The 20,334-nt window shown below is 69.4% G+C and carries 7 protein-coding genes; 6 read left to right on the top strand and 1 reads right to left on the bottom strand.

Annotation, left to right across the window (positions count from 1 at the left end):
* Positions 1 to 152 precede the first annotated feature (152 nt).
* From FXF52_RS10915 to FXF52_RS10900, 4 genes are all read left to right on the top strand, one after another.
* The gene (locus FXF52_RS10915) at positions 153 to 1,130 is read left to right on the top strand and encodes a bacterial transcriptional activator domain-containing protein (RefSeq protein WP_148796069.1); all 978 of its coding nucleotides are present in this window, start codon (positions 153 to 155) and stop codon (positions 1,128 to 1,130) included.
* A gap of 196 nt (positions 1,131 to 1,326) precedes the next feature.
* Entirely contained in the window at positions 1,327 to 6,975 is a 5,649-nt protein-coding gene (locus tag FXF52_RS10910; RefSeq protein WP_187413438.1) for an RHS repeat-associated core domain-containing protein, read from the top strand.
* 168 nt (positions 6,976 to 7,143) lie between these two features.
* On the top strand, positions 7,144 to 12,717 hold the full coding sequence (locus FXF52_RS43845) for an RHS repeat-associated core domain-containing protein (protein ID WP_148796065.1): 5,574 nt from the start codon (positions 7,144 to 7,146) through the stop codon (positions 12,715 to 12,717).
* 10 nt (positions 12,718 to 12,727) lie between these two features.
* Positions 12,728 to 17,026, top strand: coding sequence for a LamG-like jellyroll fold domain-containing protein (locus FXF52_RS10900; RefSeq protein WP_148796063.1), 4,299 nt, complete (start codon positions 12,728 to 12,730; stop codon positions 17,024 to 17,026).
* 32 nt (positions 17,027 to 17,058) lie between these two features.
* Here the strand turns inward: FXF52_RS10900 and FXF52_RS10895 are convergent, their stop codons facing one another.
* Positions 17,059 to 18,066, bottom strand: a complete 1,008-nt coding sequence (locus FXF52_RS10895) for an XRE family transcriptional regulator (protein ID WP_148796061.1) — start codon at positions 18,064 to 18,066, stop codon at positions 17,059 to 17,061.
* A gap of 166 nt (positions 18,067 to 18,232) precedes the next feature.
* On the opposite strand from FXF52_RS10895, the gene FXF52_RS41570 reads away from it, so the two are divergent.
* Entirely contained in the window at positions 18,233 to 19,456 is a 1,224-nt protein-coding gene (locus FXF52_RS41570) for a discoidin domain-containing protein (RefSeq protein WP_187413437.1), read from the top strand.
* 73 nt (positions 19,457 to 19,529) lie between these two features.
* Positions 19,530 to 20,258: a Clp protease N-terminal domain-containing protein gene (locus FXF52_RS10885; RefSeq protein WP_148796059.1), complete on the top strand. Its 729-nt coding sequence runs from the start codon at positions 19,530 to 19,532 to the stop codon at positions 20,256 to 20,258.
* Positions 20,259 to 20,334 lie beyond the last annotated feature (76 nt).

Here is a 20,334-nt window from a genome sequence, read left to right as displayed (position 1 = left end):
GAGCCTCGACGAGCACGACAACACCGCTCTGGCGTGCCGTGCTCGATCACCGCACCGAGCCCGCGACTCCGGTAGACGCTGGCTGTTCGGGCTTGTTCGCGCACGTTCGGGACGGTGGACATCCCGCGCCCCACGAATCGACGATCTTTTCCATGGAGCAGTTGGCGGTGAACTTGCTGGGCCCCTTGGAGGTGCGGCAGCAAGGTCGCCTGGTACCCATTCCGACCGGGAAAGCCCGCACACTACTGGCGATGCTGCTGCTCGATCGGGACCGCATGCTGCGTCGGGCGACGGCCTATGCCGAACTCTGGGGCAACTCCGTGCCCGCCTCGGCCGCCTCGAACTTCCGCAGCTATCTTGCCGAGCTGCGGCTGTGGGTGATGGACCTGGGCGGGCAACTCTTCCAGGGGCGCTACGGCTGGTCGTTGACCATCGCGGGCAGCGTCGACGCGCTGCAGTTCCAGGCCATGATCGACGAAGGCCGTGGTGCGCGGCGCGGAGGCGACCGGGCCACGGCGGTCAGGCTCTTCGCCGATGCGGTCTCGCTGTACCGCGACTCCCCGATGCTCGACGTGCCGCAGGGGCCGGCCCTGTTTGGACACGCGCAGGCACTGCTTGTCCTATGGCAGTCCGCCGTCGAGGAGTACGCCGAACTGCTGATCGAGGCCGGCGAGCCGGACCGTGCACGCCTGCTGTTGCATTACTTTCTCGGCCGTCAGCCGTATCGCGAACGGGCCTGGGGTCATCTCATGGTGGCCTGTAGCAGCAGCGGCGATGTCGCGGCCGCCGTTGACGCGTACCGGCGCGCCTGTGGGTATCTGGCCAACGATCTCAAAGCGCGGCCGAGTCCGCTGTTGACGTCGCTCTACGAGGCCATCCTGCGCGGAGATCCGCAGGTACGGCTCAGGTCTGCTCCGGCGCCGCACTACCAAGGCGGTTGGTGCCGGGACACCGGCGTGGTGTGCGCACCGAAATGCGCACGGACGTGCGGCGCTGGCCAAGCCTACCCGCATGAGAGAACGAGTAAGGGGATGGCGCTCGGTTGTGGCGTCAGCGACCGGGGCGGTGTTGGCAGCGACAATGCTGGCCGTGCCGGCGCAGGCCAAACCGGATCGCCCGCTCCGTCCTGACCTACCCAAGCCGACATCGACGCCGGGCACCAACGCCGCTCAGACCGCCGGACACCGGCCGGGTCGCGAGGAGGCCAGATTCCTTCGCACCTCGCCGGCCGCAACCCGGCAGGCCACGGTCGCCGCGCCCACCGGAGTACGCGCGGAGGTGCTTGACCGGGCAACCGCCACCCGTGCCGGGGTCAGGGGCCTGCTGTTGCGAATCTCCAGCGACGAGGCCAAGACCGCGCCTGTCGAGGTCGACTACGGCGACCTGAGGCATGCCTACGGCGGTGACTGGGCCTCGCGCCTGCAGTTCGTGCGGCTCCACGACGGCAAGGTGTTCCCGGGCCGAAACGATCTGAAGAACGGAAGGCTGCGGGCCGATCTTCCGCTGCCGGCCAGGTATCACCTGCCGAGCGGGCAGCGTGCGGATGACGGTCCGACCTTCGCCCAAGCCAGCCTGTTCGCGGTGACCGCCGCATCCGGCGGCCCGAACGGCAGCTTCCAGGCCACGACCCTGACGCCGTCGCTGAGCTGGCAGGTCGGGTTGAACTCCGGGGACTTCAGCTGGTCGTACCCGGTCGGCGTGCCCGACCTCCCGGGGTTGACCCCCGATCTGGGCCTCAACTACTCCTCCGGCAGTGTCGACGGGCGGATGGCCGCGACGAACAACCAACCGTCGATCATCGGGGAGGGCTTCGACTCGCAGGCCGGGTTCATCGAGCGCTCCTACCAGTCGTGCAAGGAGGACGGGCAGGCTGCCTCGCAGGAGTTGTGCTTCGCCTCCCAGAACGCGACTGTGGCGCTGCCCGGCATCAGCGGCGAGCTGGTCCGCGACGACGCGACCGGGGTCTGGAAATCCGAAGAGGACAGCGGATGGCGGGTAGAGCTGCTCACCGGCGCATCCAACGGCGATAACGACGGTGAGTACTGGCGGCTGACCTCACCGGATGGCACGCAATACTTCTTCGGCCGGTCGGCGTCGGCGAAGTCGGCCTGGACGGTGCCGGTCTTCGGCGACGACGCGGGGGAGCCGTGCCACCAGTCGGTGTTCGCCAACGCGTGGTGCACCCAGGCGTACCGGTGGAACCTCGACTACGTCGTCGACACCCACGGCGACGCAATGGCGTACTACTACGACACCGAAACCAACTACTACAGCCGGGCGCAGTACGTGCGGGCAGGACAGTTGAACCGGATCGAGTACGGCTTCCGGGACGGTTCGACCGCCCCCGCTCCGGGCCGGGTCATGTTCACCACGGCACCGCGCTGCATCCCCGGCACGGTCTGCGACCCGGCGACCAACCCGCAGAACTTCCCCGACGTGCCGTTGGACCAGCAGTGCACGAGCACGACGTGCGACATCACGACCCCGACGTTCTGGACGACGAAGCGGCTGGCGAAGATAACCACCCAGGTCTATCACGACTCCGGGTACCGCGACGTGGCGTCGTGGACGCTCACCCACCAGTTTCCCGCGAACGGTGACGGCACCGCTCCCGGCTTGTGGCTGGAGTCGATCGTCCACGCCGGGCACGTCGGCGGGACGGTGAGCATGCCGCCCGTGCAGTTCGACGGGGAGCCGCGCGACAACCGGGTCGACGGGCTCGACATGGCGTACCCGTTCAGCAAGTGGCGCCTAAACGCCATCACCAACGAGACCGGTGGCCGAATCGACGTCACGTACGCGGAGCCGGCGTGCGATCGATCGAGCCTGCCAGTGCCGGACGGCAACGCGATGGCCTGCTATCCGGGGTACTGGCTGATGGGTGGCTCCACCGAGCCGACGCTGGACTGGTTCCACAAGAGCATGGTCACCAGGGTTGTCGAGCGGGACATGACCGGCAGCGGCAACGCGGCGGAGGTCACCGAATACGAATACCTCGGCGGCGCCGGGTGGACCCACGACACGGGTGAGCTGACGCCGACGCGGTTCAAGTCGTGGGGACAGTTCCGTGGCTACCAGCGCACCCGGGTCAAGCACGGCGATCCGCTGGCCGGGACGCAGCGCGTCGAGGAGCACCTGTTTCTGCGGGGTATGGACAACGACCTGCTCTCCAACGGTACGCGCCGTGACGTGTGGGTGAGCGACTCGCAGGGCGGCACCATCGAGGACAAGCCGGTGCGGCGGGGCTTCACCCGCGAGATGACCGTCTACCAGGGCACCGACTGGCTCAGCAAGACGATCTCGGAACCGTTGGAGATCCGCAGGACGGCCATCCGCAACCGGCCCGTCGGGCCGCTGGAGGCGTACCTGACGGAGGAGCGGTCCGAGCGCGAGTACACCAAGCATCCGGCCGGGGTGTGGGTCACCGAAACCCTCTACTCGTATGACGAATACGGCCGGGTGATCCAGACCCACGATCGCGGAGACGTGTCGACCCCGGATGACGACACGTGCGCCCGGACGTCGTACACGCAGAACCTCACATCGTGGATCATCGACACGTTGGCCCGGATGGAAACGGTCAGCGTGGGATGCGACGTGCCGCCGAAAGACGCTGACCTCATCGGCGACCAGCGTCACTACTACGACGGTGCGACCAGCATCACCACACCCCCGGTGAAGGGCGATCTGACGAAGTCGGAGGAGGCGTCCGAGCCGGGTGTCTACGTGCCGATGGGTTCCGCGCGGTACGACGTGCACGGCCGCCCGATCGAGTCGACGGATCCGTCCGGTGACAGGAGCAGGGTGACCTACCGCCCGGAGACCGGTGGGCCGCTGACGTCGGTCGCGGAAACCAACGCCCTCGGGCACACCAACACCGCCTCGGTCGATCCGTTGCTGGGCTCCGTCCTGTCCACGCTCGATGCCAACGGGGTACGTACCGACATGACCTACGACCCGCTGGGCCGGCTCACCGCGGGCTGGGCTCCCGGGCGCAGCAAGGCAGCCGAGCAGTCACCTTCGGCGACCTTCTCCTACCTGGTGCGCGGCAACGCGCCCTCGGTCGTCACCAGCAGCGCGCTGCTGTCCAACGGTTCGTACCTGGTCAGCCGGAACCTCTTCGACGGGTTCCTGCGGCTACGCCAGACGCAGAGCCCGTCGCCCTACGGCGGGCGGGTCATCACCGACACCTTCTACGACAGCCAGGGCCGTGTCTCCAGAACCAACGACGACTACTGGAACGCCGACTCCGCCCCCGCGACCTCGTTGTTCAAGGTGTCGGAGACCAACGTGCTGGCGCAGACGCGGTACCTCTTCGACGCCACGGGGCGGGAGACTGACGAGATCCTCCTGTCGGAGGGCGTCGAGAAGTGGCGCAACAGGACTTCGTACGGCCCGAACTGGACGGCGACCGACCCGCCGGCAGGCGGCACGGCGACCATGGAGGTCTTCGACCTCGAAGGTCGTACCGTCGAGTTGCGGCAGTTTCACGGCGACTCGCCGACCGGTGCCTACGACGCGATGAAATACACCTACAACAAGGCCGGGCAGAAGGCGAGTGTGACCGACTCGGCTGGAAACGTCTGGCGCTCCTTCTACGACCTGCGTGGCCGGGTGACCCGCGACGAGGATCCGGACTCCGGGGTCACGGTCAGCGCCTACGACGACGAGGACCAGTTGGTCTCCAGCACCGATTCCCGCGGCAGCACGGTGACCAGCACCTATGACGCTCTGGGGCGCAAGACCGGCCAGTTCAAGGGGCAGACGAAGCTGGCCGCGTGGACGTACGACACGCTCCCCAACGGCAAGGGGCTGCCGGTGGCCTCGATCCGGTACGTCGACGGAAACGCCTACTCCAGCGAGGTCACGGGCTACCAGCAGGGAACTGGCCGCGCGCTGGGGTCGAAGGTGACCATCCCCGGATCGGAGGAAGGTCTGGCTGGTGCGTACACCACCAGCCTGACCTACGACGGGTTCGGGCGGCTCACAAAGACTGAGCTCCCGTCCGCGCCGGGGCTGCCCGCCGAGGCCCTCACCCACAGGTACAACGAGTTTGACCTGCCGCAGCAGCTGTCGGGGCTGGACAGCTACGTCAACGATACGTCGTACGACGAGTTCGGCCGCGTCATCAGCACCGCACACGGCACGTCAGGGCATCAGGTCTGGTCCGGGTTCGGGTTCGACCCGGTGACCGGGCGGCTGGAGTTCGCCTCGATGGACCGGGAGGACGAGTCCGACCCGAGCGTGTCGGCGGTGACCTACACCTACGACCCGGTCGGCAACGTGCTGTCCAGCGCGGACGCCGTCTCCGGCGACCAGCAGTGCTTCGGCTACGACTACCTGACCCGGCTGACCGAGGCCTGGACCCCGTCGTCCGGCGACTGCGGCGACGCCCGATCCGCAACCGCGCTGGGCGGGCCCGCGCCCTACTGGCACTCGTTTGCCTACGACAAGACCGGGAACCGCCTGTCGGAGGTCCGGCACGCGGCGGGTGGGGACACCACCCGGGCGTACACCTATCCCACGGCGGGCTCGGCGCAGCCACACACCCTCAAGTCGGTGACCACCACCGGCACCGGGGGGTCGAAGACCGACACCTACACCTACGACAGCACGGGGAACATGCTGACGAGGCAGGGGCAGGACCTCACCTGGGACGCGGAGGGGCAACTCGAGAGGATCGGGGACACCTCGTTCCTCTACGACGCCGAGGGCAACCGGCTGATCCGTCGTGACGCCTCCGGCACCACGCTCTACCTCGGCGGGCTGGAGATCCATCGCGGCACCAGTGGGAGCCTCTCCTCGACCCGCTACTACGGCAACTCCGCCGTACGCACCTCGGCCGGGTTGAGCTGGCTGGTCTCCGACCACCAGGGCACCGCCAACATCGCCGTCAACGCGTCGGACCTGTCGGTGACCAGGCGGTACCAAACCCCGTTCGGGCAGTCACGCGGCACCGCCGTGAGCTGGCCGTCGCAGCGCGGCTTCGTCGGTGGCACCAACGATCCGTCGACCGGGCTGGTGCATCTCGGCGCGCGGGAGTACGACCCGGACATCGGCCGCTTCATCTCGATCGACCCGATCATTGACGACACCGACCCACAGCAGATGCACGGGTACGCCTACGCGAACAACTCACCGGTCACGTTCTCGGACCCGGACGGGTTGAAGTACAAGTGCTCCAACCCGCGGCAGTGCGACGGCAGCGACGCAAAGCAGAAGGCGGACGCAGCCAAGCGCAAGAAGTGGGACGTGGCTCAGAAGAAGAAGCGCGAGGCCCAGGCGAAGGCGAATCGGCCGCGGTACGACAAGGAAGACCAGGTCTACGGCAAGCGCAACCGCGAGGACGAGGCTGCGCGGAATCGAGAGAAGGCCCGCAAGAAGTCGACGCCGCGGCCGCGGCAGGACAAGGAAGACCAGGTTCACGGCAAGCGCAACCGCGAAGACGAGGCCGCGCGGAAGAAGGCGAAGGATGCGTTTGATAGGTTGCGCAACCCCTTCGGCGGCAAGTGCGTGGTCTTGAAGAGACAGTGCATGAGCCCGGAGGAGCGCCGAGTCGCCGACAAGAACAAGCCCATCGAAAGGGAGCATGCCGTGCCGCCGGTAAAGTATCTTCCCTCCGGTGGGTTTACGGCGGCCAAGGTCTGTTTCGGCGTCTGCCTTGCGGGGAAATGGGAGGCCAACGGTAAGGGCGGCAGTGACATCGGTGCAAAGGTCGGCTACGACGCGAGAAACCACCTCGAAGCTAAGAGCGGGATAAGGGCAGGCCTCAAGGGTGGCGTGGGTTTCTCGGTTTCCCAGGGCGCCTATAACACTCCAGCGAACGACCGTTCCTGGGGTGGGGGGGTCTGCTACTACGCGGGTATCGGTGGCTGTGTTCACGCCGGGTGGAAGAAGTCGGGCGGCTTGTGGTTTGGCGGCGAGGCCGGGTACGGAATCAACGTCGGAATCGACTTCGAATACAAGTCGTCATAGTCGTCATAGCGATCCCATCGCCGTCGGGCGGTCGTAGCTCGGCATCTCCCGAGCGATGTACGTCGCGGCGTGCGCCCTGATGTGCGGGGCATAGCGACACTGTTGCCGGCCCACCTCTCCGGTGGGCCGGCTACTCCTTGCTGGAGGCTGGTTGTGCGACGTTTCGGCTTGACACTGCTGTGCGCCCTGTCGCTCACGGCGCTACCCCTTCCGGTGCAGGCCGCACCGGACGGGGCGACCGGGCGTTCGGCGCTGAGCAGGCAACCCGGGCCGGGCGTGCCCGCCCAGGCACCGATGAACGACCCGGCGAGCAGGAACGCGTGGCGCAAGGCGCCCCCGGTCGCCTGGCCGGCACCCGGCGTGGCGAAGGTCGAGGTGCCGGCGCGTGACGTCGAGAAGGTCGACGCGGAGGCTCCGAAGCTGGCGCGGGCCGGGACGCTGCCGATCTGGCTCGGGCGGTCGGCGACTGTGCGGCTGATGCGTTCCGGCAAGGATTCCGGCCTCGTCTTCAGCGTCACCGGCGTGGGCGGGCGAGCGCCGATCGAGGTGGACTACACCGGGTTCCGGCACGCCTTCGGCGGCGACTACGCGGCCCGCCTCAAGCTCGTACGCCTCGACGGCCAGGCAGTCAGCAGCCGCAACGACCCGACCCGGGGCCGGGTCACGACGACCGGCGGTGATGGCGTCTACGCGCTGGCCGCCACATCCGACAGCAGCGCGGGCAGCTACCGGGCGACAAGCCTGGCGCCCTCGGCGACCTGGCAGGTGGGCCTGGGCTCGGGCGACTTCACCTGGTCGTACCCGATCACGGTGCCCCAGCTGCCGGGTCCGGTCCCGGACCTGAGCCTGTCCTACAATTCCGGCGCCGTCGACGGGCGCCTTGGGTCGACCAACAATCAGCCGTCGGTGGTCGGCGAGGGGTTCGACCTGCGGACCGGCTATATCGAGCGCTCCTACCACGCCTGCGACCAGGACGGCCAGGCCGGCGTCGCCGACCTGTGCTACCTGTCGCACAACGCCGTCGCGGTGCTGCCCGATCTGACCGGTGAGCTGGTGCGCGATGAGGCGACCGGCAAGTGGGCGACGCAGCGCGAGAGCGGCTGGCGGATCGAGCAGCTGTTCGGCGCGGCCAACGGGGACAACGACGGCGAGTACTGGCGGCTGACCTCGCCCGGTGGCGTGCAGTACTTCTTCGGCAGCAGCGCCGCCGCCAGCTCAGCCTGGACGGTGCCGGTCTACGGCGATGACGGCGGCGAGCCCTGCCACCAGTCGACGTTTGCCGGTTCCTGGTGCCAGCAGGGCTACCGGTGGATGCTGGACAAGGTCGTCGACCCGCACGGTGACGTGATCGCCTACACCTACGAGAAGGAGACCAACAACTACCGCCGGGGCGGAGTGATCGCCCCGTACGTGCGCAGTGGCCACCTGGCCGGTGTCGAGTACGGCGGTGGTGCGGCCCGGGTGGTGTTCACCGTGGCGGGGCGCTGCCTGCCCGGGTCGACCTGTGCCAGCAGCGAGCCGGCCAACTTTCCCGACGTCCCCTACGACCAGGAGTGCGGCACCAGCAGTTGCGCCTACACCGCGCCGACGTTCTGGTCCACCAAGCGACTGGCGAAGATCACCACGCAGGTCAACGACGGCGGCGGCTTCCGCGACGTCGACTCGTGGACCTTGACCCACTCCTTCCCGGCCACCGGCGGCGGCGGTAACGACGCGGCACCCGCGCTCTGGCTGGAGTCGATCGTCCATGCGGGGCACGTCGGCGGCACCGTCACGCTCCCGCCGGTCAGGTTCGCCGGGGACATGCAACCCAACCGCCTCGAGGCGATCGACAGCAAGGTGCCACTGAGCAAATACCGAGTCAAAGGCATCATCAACGAGGCCGGTGGGCAGACCAAGATCAACTACTCGCAGGCCGACTGCGTGGCAGGGAGCACCCCCAGTCCTGATGCCAACGCGCGCAAGTGTTTCCCCGTCTTCTGGAGCCCGGGCGGCACTGGACCCGCCCTGGACTGGTTCCACAAATACGTCGTCAACGAGGTGATCGAGGAGGACCTGGTCGCCGGGCGCGCGGCGAAAGTCACCCGGTACGAGTACCTCGACCCCGGGGCCGTGCTGTGGAGTCACGACGACTCCGAGATACTGCCCGCCACGCAGCAGTCCTGGGGGCAGTGGCGCGGGTACCAGCGGGTGCGGGTGCGCAGCGGCGGCCAGTCGGCGACCGAGTACCTCTTCCTGCGCGGGCTGTACGACGACAAGAAGGCGGACGGCAGCCGGCGACTGATCACGGTGGACGGCGTCGACGACCGGGCGGCGTTCAGCGGGATGGCCCGGCAGACCACCGTGTTCGACGGAGCCAACGTGGTCAGCCGTACCACGTCCCAGCCGCTGCTCCTGGCTACCACCGCGACCCGGGTACGCGCCTCCGGCACGCTCGAGGCGACCCTGGCCGACGAGGTGTCGGTGCGGAGAGTCATCACGCTCACGGGCGGCGGAACGCGGACCGTGGAAAAGCGCTTCGGCTACGACAGCCGGGGCAGGTTGGTGCACACCAGCGACCTCGGCGACACCTCGACCACCGCCGACGACAGCTGCGTGCGCAACACCTACACGGAGAACACGACGACCTGGATCATCGACACCGTCGGCCGGGTGGAGACCCTGGATGCGGCGTGCGACGCGACCGCAACGACACTGACCGATGTCAAGAACACCTACAGTGACGCCGGTGACCTCACCAAGGTCGAGGAGTGGAACGGCACCGGCTTCGTCACCGCCTCCCGCACCGTTCCCGACCGCCACGGCCGCCCGCTGGAGCAGTACGACGCGCTGGGGCACGTCACGCGGACCGAATACACCCCGGCGAGCGGTGGCCCGGTGACCCGTACCGTGGTGACCAACCCGCTGGGCCACACCGTGACCACCGACTACGAGCCGCTGCGCGGGACCGCCTCGGCCGCGGCGGACGCCAACGGCAACGTCACGCGCACCGCGTACGACTCGCTGGGCCGCCTCACCGCGGTCTGGCGGCCAGGCCGGGCCACCACTGCGGCCCCCAACGTGCGCTACGAATACCTGGTACGGGCGAGCGGACCGTCGGTGGTGACCACCCGCCCGTTGATCGGCCCGGTCAGCCACGAACTGTACGACGGCCTGCTGCGCCCGGCGCAGAGCCAGACGAGCTCCCCGAACGGCGGCCGCATCGTCAGCGACACCATCTATGACAGCGCCGGCCAGATCTCCCGGGACGTCAGCGACCACTGGGACGCCGGGGCGCCAGGGACGAGCCTGCTGGCCGCGCCCACGGCCCCGGATCGGGAAACGCGGTACACCTACGACGGGGCGGGGCGGGTCATCGTCGAAGCCCTCTACTCGGGTGGGGCGCAGCAGTGGCGCACCACGACCGCGTACGGTGGCGACCGAGTGGACGTCGACCCGCCGCCGGGTGGGACGGCGACGACCGCCGTGCTGGACGGACACGGCCGGACCGTCGAGCTGCGGCAATATGCCGGTGGCGCACCGACCGGCGCGTACGACGCCACCCGGTACACGTACACGAAGCTGGGCCGGCTCGAGACGATCACGGATCCGGCCGGCAACGTACGGCGCGACACCTACGACAGCCGCGGGCGTCAGATCAGGGCCGAAGCGCCGGACACCGGCGCGGTCGTCCTGGGCTACGACGACGCCGACCGGCTCGTCTCCCGTATGGACGCACGTGGCCGGACCGTCACCTACGCCTACGACGACCTGGACCGGCGCACAGCTGTCCGCGAGGGCAGCACCACGCTGGCCGAGTGGGTCTACGACACCGCACCGGGCGGCAAGGGGCTGCTCGCGTCATCGACGCGGTACTCCGGCAACGCGGCGTACGTCTCGGCCGTCACCGGCTACGACGAGCGGGGCCGGCGCAAGGGCGTGGCCGTGACCATTCCGGCCGTCGAGACCGGGCTGGCCGGCACGTACACCACGACGTTCACCCACCACGAGGACGACCAGCCCGCCACCACAACACTGCCGGCGGTCGGCGGCCTGGCGCAGGAGACCCTGACCCACGGCTACGACACACTGGGCAACCCGGCGACGCTGACCGGGCTCGCGCCCTACGTCGCCGACACGGCCTACGACGAACTCGGGATGCTGTACTCGCGCTCGTCCGGTCCCACCGGGCGGCAGGTCCACCGCCAGTACGGCTGGGACCCAGCCACCCGACGGCTGTCGTACGCGTCGGCGTACCGCGACGTGGCAACGCTGGCCGACCGGGCGTACACCTACGACGCCACGGGCAACGTCACCTCCATCACGGACAGCCTGGACGACACCACCGACCGCCAGTGCTTCCGATACGACCATCTCCAACGGCTCGTTCAGGCCTGGACGCCGACCGGTGACTGCACCGCTTCGCCGACGACCGGTGGCCTCGACGGCCCCGCGCCGTACTGGCACGACTACAGCTACGACCGGATCGGCAACCGGCTCGGCGAGGTGTGGCACGAAGCGGCCGGCGACACCAGGCGGACCTATACGTACCAGGCAACCCAGCCACACCTGGTGCGGTCGGTGACCACCGGGTCCGCGACCGCGAACTACGGCTACGACGCGTCCGGCAACACCACCTCGCGGCCCGGGCAGACCCTCACCTGGGACGCCGAAGGACGCCTGGCCAGCAGCGGTACCGAGGCCGCCGTCTACGACGCCGACGGCAACCGGCTCATCCGGCGGGACGCGACCGGCACCACCGTCTATCTCACCGACACGGAGGTGCACCGGGCCGCATCCGGGTCGGTCACCGCGACACGCTACTACCGGCAGGCCGACAGCGTCGTCGCGGTACGCACACCCTCGCGGCTGAGCTGGCTGGTCGACGACCACCAGGGCACGGCCACGACCGCGGTCGCCGACCAGGCCGGGCAGCCCACCGTCCGCCGTCACCAGCTTCCGTTCGGCGCCACCCGCGGCACCACGCCCGGCTGGTGGGACGGCGAACGGGGATTCGTCGGCGGCACCGCCGGACCGGCCGGGCTGGTTCACCTGGGCGCACGCGAATACGACCCGGAGATCGGCCGCTTCCTCTCCGCCGATCCGGTCGTCGACACGGCCGATCCGCAGCAAATGCACGGCTACTCGTACGCCAACGGCAGCCCAGTGACGATGTCGGACCCGGACGGGCTCAAGGCCAAGAAGCCGACATCGTTCCCCGGCAAGAAGGTCGTCGACAAGCTGCGCAACGTGGTGATCGACGGGCTCCTGAGCCAGCCGTACGACGACTACTTCGTGTGCGAAGGCTGCGGCTGGGAGTACTACGGCGACACCATCTGGGACTTCGGCGGCTACGACGACGACAGCTACGACGAGCCGCAGGTCCGGTACACCTACCAGCAGACCGACTGCGGGGGATGGGGCGGCCAGTGCGTGACGCCGCGACCGTACGGGTGGGTGGCCGACTACGGCGACGCGACCGCGGTCTCGTGGTCCCCGGCGACGCGCATCGGGACTTCCTCGTCGTCCTCGGGGACATACATCGGGACCTCCGTCATCGGCTACTCGTCCTCGTTCTCGTCGTGGTCCCCCGCCGCGTCCTCGTCCTCCTCGGGATCGAGCTGGGGTAGCCTCCGCCCCGTCACCTCGGTCTCGCTGGACCGATGGCCGTCGATGATCTGGGACCCGCCACGCCACTCCGGTACGTTGCCGGGCATCGGATGGCTACCCGGCCTCGGGTCGTCGTTGCTTCGTCACCGGTAGGCGGCGCGTCGTGAAACGTGGTGTGGCGGCGGCCCTGTCGGGTCTCGTTGTCCTGGGCATCCTTACCGTCCCTGGATCCGGCGGCACCGCGCCCGCCGTATCCCCTCCGGCCCGCGAGCCGGCCGCGGGCCAGGAACCGGGCCCGGTCGGGGAGGCCGTCGGTCTGGCGGCCGCCCGCCGCACCGGCCGCCCGGTGGAAGTGACCGCGCTGACCACCCCGACCAGGCAGGTCTTCGCCCGCCCCGACGGCACCATGTACGCCGAGGTGAAGACGAGCCCCGTACGGGTCAGGCGGGGCAACGGCTGGGCACCCATCGACACCACCCTGACGCGGCAGGCGGGCGGGTTCATCGCACCGAAGGCGTCCCCCGCGGACGTACGCTTCTCCACCGGCGGTGACGGCCCGCTCGCCAGCCTCACCGACAGCGCCCGGCGGGTCGAGCTGAGCTGGCCTGGCCGCCTCCCCGGGCCGCGCCTGGCCGGCGACTCCGCGACGTATCCGGCCGTGCTGCCCGGGGTCGACCTCGTCGTCACCGCCACGCCCACCGGGTTCACGGAGAAGCTGGTGGTGCACACGCCCGGGGCCGCACGGCACCCGGCCGTGTCGCGGATCCGGTTCGGCCTGCGTACCGAGAACTGGACGCTGACCGGCGACCGGCTGCCCGCCTTCATGTGGGACTCGTCGCCGCGGGCCCGCAAGCATCCCATGAAGGTGGCGGTCGGCCGGGACAGCCTGACCGTCGTCCCGGATCCAGCGGTGCTGTCCGACCCGGACCTGGTCTACCCGCTGCACCTGGATCCCGAGGTGCCGACGCCTCGCCCGCACTGGGCGATGGTGTGGTCGGCGTTGCCCAACCAGAGCTACTACGACACGTCATGGCACGCGCAGGTGGGTATCGACCCGGCCGACCCCGCCGGCGGCCGATGGCGCTCCTACTTCGAGCTCGACACCTCGTTCGCCGCCGGCAAGCACATCATCAGCGCGACCTTCCGGGCCACGCTGCTGTACTCCCACAGCTGCGCCGCCGAACCGGTCTATCTGTGGCACACCGGCACGATCAACTCCGGTACCACCTGGAGCAACGCGCCGAACAAGATCTCCCAGGTGGGTGCCCCGGTCACCACCATCAAGGCCGGCCACGAGGCCTGCCCGGGGACGCCGCTGGCCGAGTTCGACGCCACCTCGCTGGTCACCACGGCCGCCGCGCAGTCATGGCAGCACGTCACCCTGGCACTCGCGGCCGACGAGGCCGGCGTGGGCGGCAAGGTCTTCGAAAACGACGCCCGCTACGCCCACAAGGTGCCCGGCATCGGTGTGGTGTACAACTCGGTGCCGGAAGCACCCGTCGTGCAGCCGACCACGACCATGCCCGGATGCGCCGGCACACCGGCGATGTGGGTCACCACGCTGGCCCCCGAGCTGTCGGTGACGGTCGCTGACGCCGACACCGGCGACCGCCACGGCATCGATTTCGAGATCCGCACGGCCGGTGCCGCGTCGCCGTTCCACACCCCACCGCGGACCGTGCCCGGCACGTACGTGTACGACGCCATGCCCGAGGGGGTGCTGGTCGACGGTGGCCGGTACGAGTGGCGGGCGCGGGCGAGCGACAGCGTCGACACGGGCCCGTACAGCCCGTGGTGCCCGTTCACCGTGGATGTCACCGGCCCGACCACGGCGCCGACCGTCACGTCACCGCACTTTCTCCCGGTCAGGTCCGGGCAATACGGCATCCGGGTCGACCAGGTCGGCCAGTTCACTTTTGGCGCAAGTGGGGACCCGGACGTGGCCGGGTACGACTACGAGATCCGGGTGCCCAAGCAGACCCCGGTACAGGGACGCGTCATGGCCCCGTCACCGGGTGCCGCCGCCTCGCTGTCCTACCGGCCGCTGGTCGGCGGACTGTCGATGACATACGAGATATGGGTGTGGTGCGTAGACGCCGCGGGCAAACGAGGCCCGAGGAACCCGCGATACCAGTTCCGCGTCAACGAGCTGCCGGCAGTCGTCGACCTGCACTTCACCGACACCCCGGGAAACACGGCATCCGACGAGGCCAAGACCGGCGCCGACGGTACGTTGACGCTCAATCCCGGGGTGTCATGGGTGGACGGCTACGCCGGGCAGGGCGTACACCTGGACGGCACGCCCGGCGCCGGGGGCGTGGCCGCGCACAGCGCGGTCGACACGGCGCAGAGCTTCACCGTCATGGCGTGGGTACGACTGCTGTCCGACGACGTCGACAACGATGAGGCACTCGACATCGTCGGCCATTCCGGCAACGGGTTCGCCCTGCGATACCAGAAACGCGGCAAGCGCTGGCAGTTCGCCCTGCGAACGGGCGAGGCGGCCGACGCTCCGGAAGTCGTCGCGGCCTCCGGCACCCTCGCACAGGTTGGCGTGTGGACCCACCTGGCCGGAGTGCACGACCCAGCCTCCGGCCAGATCCGCTTGTACGTCAACGGCAGGCTCAGCGGCGCCGTGCCATTCACCACCCCGTGGACGGCCAGCGGCCCCTTCCGGATCGGGCCGTTGCAGGACAGCCCGGCGTGGATCGGCGACCTCGACGAGGTGACTGTCTTCGACACGGCCGTGTCGGAGGCGATGATCCGCAATGACATGGGCTGGCTGGAGCAGCCCGGCAGCGAAGGGCACTGGCGACTCGATGAGAGCAGCGGCATCGCCGCGGTCGACAGCTCCGGAAATCGCCACACCGCGGTGCTGTACTCCCAGGCCGGGTGGACGAGCGCTCGGCACGGCGGTGGGGCCGGATTCGCCGGTGGCTGGGCGCACACGGACGGTCCGGTGATCGAACCCAACGCCAGCTACACGGTTTCCGCCTGGGTCAAACTCGACCGGCTGCCAGCGCAGGACCAGTACATCGCGGTCAGCCAGGACGGCCGCTGGGACAGCCGGTTCAAGCTCGGCGTCTCCCGCGGCTGGGATATGCCCAACGGGTGGGTGTTCGCGGTGAATGCCGCCGACACTCCCGACGATCGTGTCGCTGGTAGTCAGCCCGCCTGGGTCCAGAGCGACATCGCGGAGCAGGTCGGTGTCTGGACCCACCTGGCCGGCGTGTACGACCAGGCCGCAGGACAGATCCGGCTCTACGTCAACGGCCGGCTCAGCGGGACCGCGCCGTTCGCCGGCCCCCAACCCGCCGTCAGCTCGCTGGTGTTCGGGCGCTGGCAGGACGAGGGTTTCCGGGTCGGCACCTGGCCTGGAACGATCGACGATGTCCACGTGACGCAACAGGCATTGTCCGCCCCTGAGATCAAGACGTGGATGGACTGGCCCAAGTGGGGTCCCAACGCACGGTGGACCTTCGACGAGCCCAGCGGCACGCTGGCGGCCGACATGAGCGACAACGACCACACGCTGGCCTTGGTCGAGCGGGCGAGCCGGATCGACGTCCCGTCCGGCAAGGCACTGCGCCTGGAGGGGCAGACCAGACCGGACTGGGTCTACGACGGAGCGCATGGCCGAACCGGCGGACCGGTCGTACCTGCGGGTCGTAGCTTCACCGTCGCGGGCTGGGGGCGCCTGGACAACCTGAACGCCTCCGCCGCACTGCTGAGCCAGGATGGGATCAACGACAGCGGGTTCAGCCTGCTCTATGACAAGAGCGCGAACGCGTGGTCGTTCCGCATGGCCAAACAGGACAACCTGACCAGCGACGAGTACGCCGCTGCCCGCGGCGGCAGTCCGCAGGCAGGCGTGTGGACCCACCTGGCGGGGGTGTATGACCATTCGGCCGGAACCTTGAAGCTCTATGTCAACGGTTCACTGGTGGGATCGACCAGCTACCGGGCGACCTGGTTCGCCGACCGGGCATTCATCGTCGGCCGCGAGTTCGGCGGCGGCTATCGGGCGCCGATGTACTGGTGGAAGGGCGAGGCCGACGACGTGCACGTCCTGGATCATGCCGCCGCAGCCAGCGAGGTCGGGCAGATCAAGGGGAGTCCGCCGGTGCCGCCGCCGACCCCCGTGGTCAGCGCCTCCGGCTTCTGTGAGGCAACCGGCCATCCAGGCGGTTGGGGGGTCTATGTCAGCGGCAGCATCGCGGATACGCCGCTGAACATCAGCAGCGCGTACGTGTCGTACTCCGCAAGCGGTGTCGACCCCAGCTATGGATCGCCGTCGGGCACCGTTTCGCTGAGCACAAGCGGGCGCTCCTTCACCGGTAACTTCCCGAGCAGGTCAGGCTGGGAGTTCGTCGGCGGTAGCGGGGCCAGTTGGACCGTGACGGTCACGTTGAGCGATGGCAGGTCCTACAGCAGGTCCGGCTACACCAGCAGGTGCGGTTGATCGCGGCCCTGGCCGGCAGTGCCGGCCCGGGCTCAGGCAGGTGGCAACAGGTCGATCAGGAACTGCTGCTCCGGCCCTTCAGTGCAGTCTTCCTGCACCACGGTCGCGCCCGCCATGGCGGTGCCGTCGAGCAATCCGATGCACCGCCCGGTGTACGCGGACCGTAGGCGGTAATGGTCGGCCGGATCCCGGTCGAGCCGCTCGAACCGGAACAGCTGTTGGAGGCGGGCTTCGCTGCAGTCGTTCCACGGCTCGAGCATGTCCGCGGCGACGCCGTCGGTCAGCAGCGTGAGGCAGCCGATGCCCTCCGTGGGGCTGTGCCACTTGATGAACACCAGTTCGGCGCTGATCGGTTCGAGGAATGTGCGAGGGGGCGCGGCCGGGCAGGGTCGGAGGGCGGCGACCGCGTTCGGGTAGCGGTCCCGCTCGTCGCGCCCTTCGCTGAGGCACAACTCGGGGGCTCGCGCCGCCCGGATCTGGACGAAACTACCGGCATCGCCGATGGGTGGGCCCAGCCCAGGCGCCGCGACCTCCGCAGCCGGCGTCCGCGCGGTCGCCGGCCTGTCGTTATCGGTGGACAGCGCGTACCCGCTGGCGCCTAGTCCGGCCAGGAACAGGCCCCCGACAAGCGTCAACAGCACCGGCTTACGTGGTCGGCGGGCGCGCGGCAGGCCAGGTTCGGAAGGCGTCGACGAGAGAGCAGCCCCGGACTCTGTCGGCTCCAGCGCCACGGTCTGGGCGTCCGCTTGTGGGGTGCCCTCGTCCAGCATCGCGATGCGCTTGCGTGCGGCGAGCCAGCGGTCCACCTCGGCGTCGCCGCGACCGCAGGCCCTGACCAGCGTCTCGACAAGTTGTTCGCGGGGCAGTGTGGGGCGACCCAGGGCGGTGGCGACCGTGCTGCTCGGCAGCACCGCACCAACCGCCGCCGCCTTACGCTCCAGCTGGCGGTACGTCAGCCCGGACCACAACCGCAACCGGCGTAGCGCCGCCACCAGCTCCGCGGCGTCCTGTGCCTCCTCGGGGCGGGGAGGTCCTGCCATGGGATCAACTCGTTCCAGAGGAGCGCCTGCAACCACGGAGCCAGCATGCATCATCCAGGGCGGCCGTGCGGGGCCCGTCTCATCCTGCCGTGCCTCATCGCATCGCCGTCACCGGACCGCTGTGCGGCAAGAGCGAAGGAAGCGCATTTAACTATATGGTTCCGTCATGCGAGCATCCCGTCCCACTCGTCTTCGCCGCCGGGTGGTCGCACCTCTCGCACTGGTTGCCCTGCTCGTCGCGGGTTGTACGGCCAGCAAGGTGCCGGACGACGCCGAGGTGACCGTCTCCGGGCGGCTGACCCGAGCCGATGGTGCCCCGGCGGCCGGGGTGAGCGTCGTGCTGTACAAGGAGCCGGACGCGGCGGAGGTCGTCGGTGGCGTCCTGGCCACGGTCACCAGTCTTGGCCTGCTGTGCCTCGCTCGCGCCGTGGAAGTGTGCAAGGGCGCCCGGAAGGCGAAGACCGACAGCACTGGCACCTACATGTTCCGGCTCACCGGTCGAGATACCCAGGGCACGTTCGGTACCGCGTCGACAATGGCACTCAGTGCCCAACTCCCCGGCGAGACGGCGGGCCGGCCCGCCGTACATGCCCGATTCAAGATCCAGCGCACCGAGCTCGCCGTACCCACCCTCGCCTTCTGGGAGCCGGCGGACCTGGCCGTCCGTCCGGACCCCAGCAAGGTCAGCGTGAGGTGGGCCGACCGCCCGACCCAGCAGGGTCGGAAATCCCCGCAGTACACGGCCACGGCGATCACTGACGACGAGGCCGGTGATGTGGTGTGGGTGGCCGAGGGCGTGCGGCCGGGCCAAGCGTTGGACGCGCGGGCAATCGGGGACCTTCGCGGCTACCTCTACGTCACCGCGACCGCCGAGATCGAGGACAACGGCACGAAATACACCACCCGCCAGGACAGTCAGCGGGTCAGGCTGGTCGGGGCTCTCGGACCGCCCCGATCACGTGACGAGGAGTGCGCGGTCGCCGACCAGCGAGGCCGGGCGACACCCCTCGTGCCGTGTTCCCTGACCGACGGCGCCTACGGACAGTCCTATCGCCACCAGGGATGCCAGGAAACGGGTCCCTCCGGCGCTCCGCCAACTCCGCCGGCGACCCGATCGGCCAGAGCCTGCCGGTCCAACACGTTTCTCCAGGTCGACCTCGGCGCTCGACGTCCGGTCGCGGCGGTGTTCGCGCATGGCCTGTCCGTGTCGAGCCCGGTCGTGATCGAAACGAGCGACGACGGAACCACCTGGTCGCCGCGGGCGGAGGCCCGCCGAGTGCGCTTCCTCAAAGTCACCCTGCCGACCGGGACCAGCGCCAGATACGTTCGGCTGTCCCAGCAGAGCGGTCAGGAGATAACCGAGCTGAACGAACTCGCGGTGTGGTCGTAGCGCACCGCTGACGCGCCACGACGGCCGTCAACCGGTGGTTGACGACCAGGATGCGTCAACCTATGGTTGACGCATGACGGAGCCCTTGAAGATGACCCACCCCGTACGCCTCGACGACCTGATCGAAGGCATCAAGAAGGCGCACACCGACGCGCTGGACCAGCTCGCCGACGCCGTCCTGGTCGCCGACCACCTGGGCGACATCGCCGACCACCTGATCGGGCACTTCGTGGACCAGGCCCGGCGCTCGGGCGCCTCCTGGACGGAGATCGGCCGCAGCATGGGGGTCAGCAAGCAGGCCGCCCAGAAGCGGTCCGTCGCGAAGGCCGAGACGGCCGCCGCGCTCGACCCGAACGCCGGGTTCGGCCGCTTCACCTCCCGGGCGCGCAACGTGGTGATGTCCTCCCAGCAGGAGGCCCGCACCGCCGGCAACGCCGAGATCGGCCCCGAGCACCTGGCACTCGGCCTGCTCGCCGAGCCGGACGGGCTGGCGGCCCAGGTGATCGCGGCGCAGGGCGTACCCCTGGAGCGGCTGCGGGAGGTCGTCACCGCGGCCCTGCCGGCGAAAGTCGACCAGGTCCCCGACCTGATCCCCTACGGTGCCCGCGGCAAGAAGGTCCTGGAGCTCACCTTCCGGGAGGCGCTGCGGCTCGGCCACAACTACATCGGCACCGAGCACATCCTGCTCGCCCTGCTCGAGGAGGAGGACGGCGACGGGGTGCTGACCGGCCTCGGGCTGGAGAAGGGTGCCATCGAGACGGCGGTCGCCGCCGCTCTGGCCGAGATCACGCGGCAGCGCTGACCGCCGGCGCGGGCATGGGTCGGCGGTCGGCCGGGTGGCACCGCCGGCCGGGCACGCGACGCGTACCCGGCCGGTC

Origin of the sequence: Micromonospora sp. MP36, assembly GCF_008119785.1 — a bacterium.
In the GTDB taxonomy this organism is placed as follows: Bacteria; Actinomycetota; Actinomycetes; order Mycobacteriales; family Micromonosporaceae; genus Micromonospora.
Note: the sequence above shows the minus strand (reverse complement) of the source record. Positions and strands in the feature narration are given on the sequence as shown.

Coding starts and splice junctions, on each gene's coding strand:
- FXF52_RS41570 (WP_187413437.1), top strand. CDS start 18,233: ATGCGAGCATCCCGTCCCACTCGTCTTCGCCGCCGGGTGGTCGCACCT.
- FXF52_RS10915 (WP_148796069.1), top strand. CDS start 153: ATGGAGCAGTTGGCGGTGAACTTGCTGGGCCCCTTGGAGGTGCGGCAG.
- FXF52_RS10885 (WP_148796059.1), top strand. CDS start 19,530: ATGACGGAGCCCTTGAAGATGACCCACCCCGTACGCCTCGACGACCTG.
- FXF52_RS10895 (WP_148796061.1), bottom strand. CDS start 18,066: ATGGCAGGACCTCCCCGCCCCGAGGAGGCACAGGACGCCGCGGAGCTG.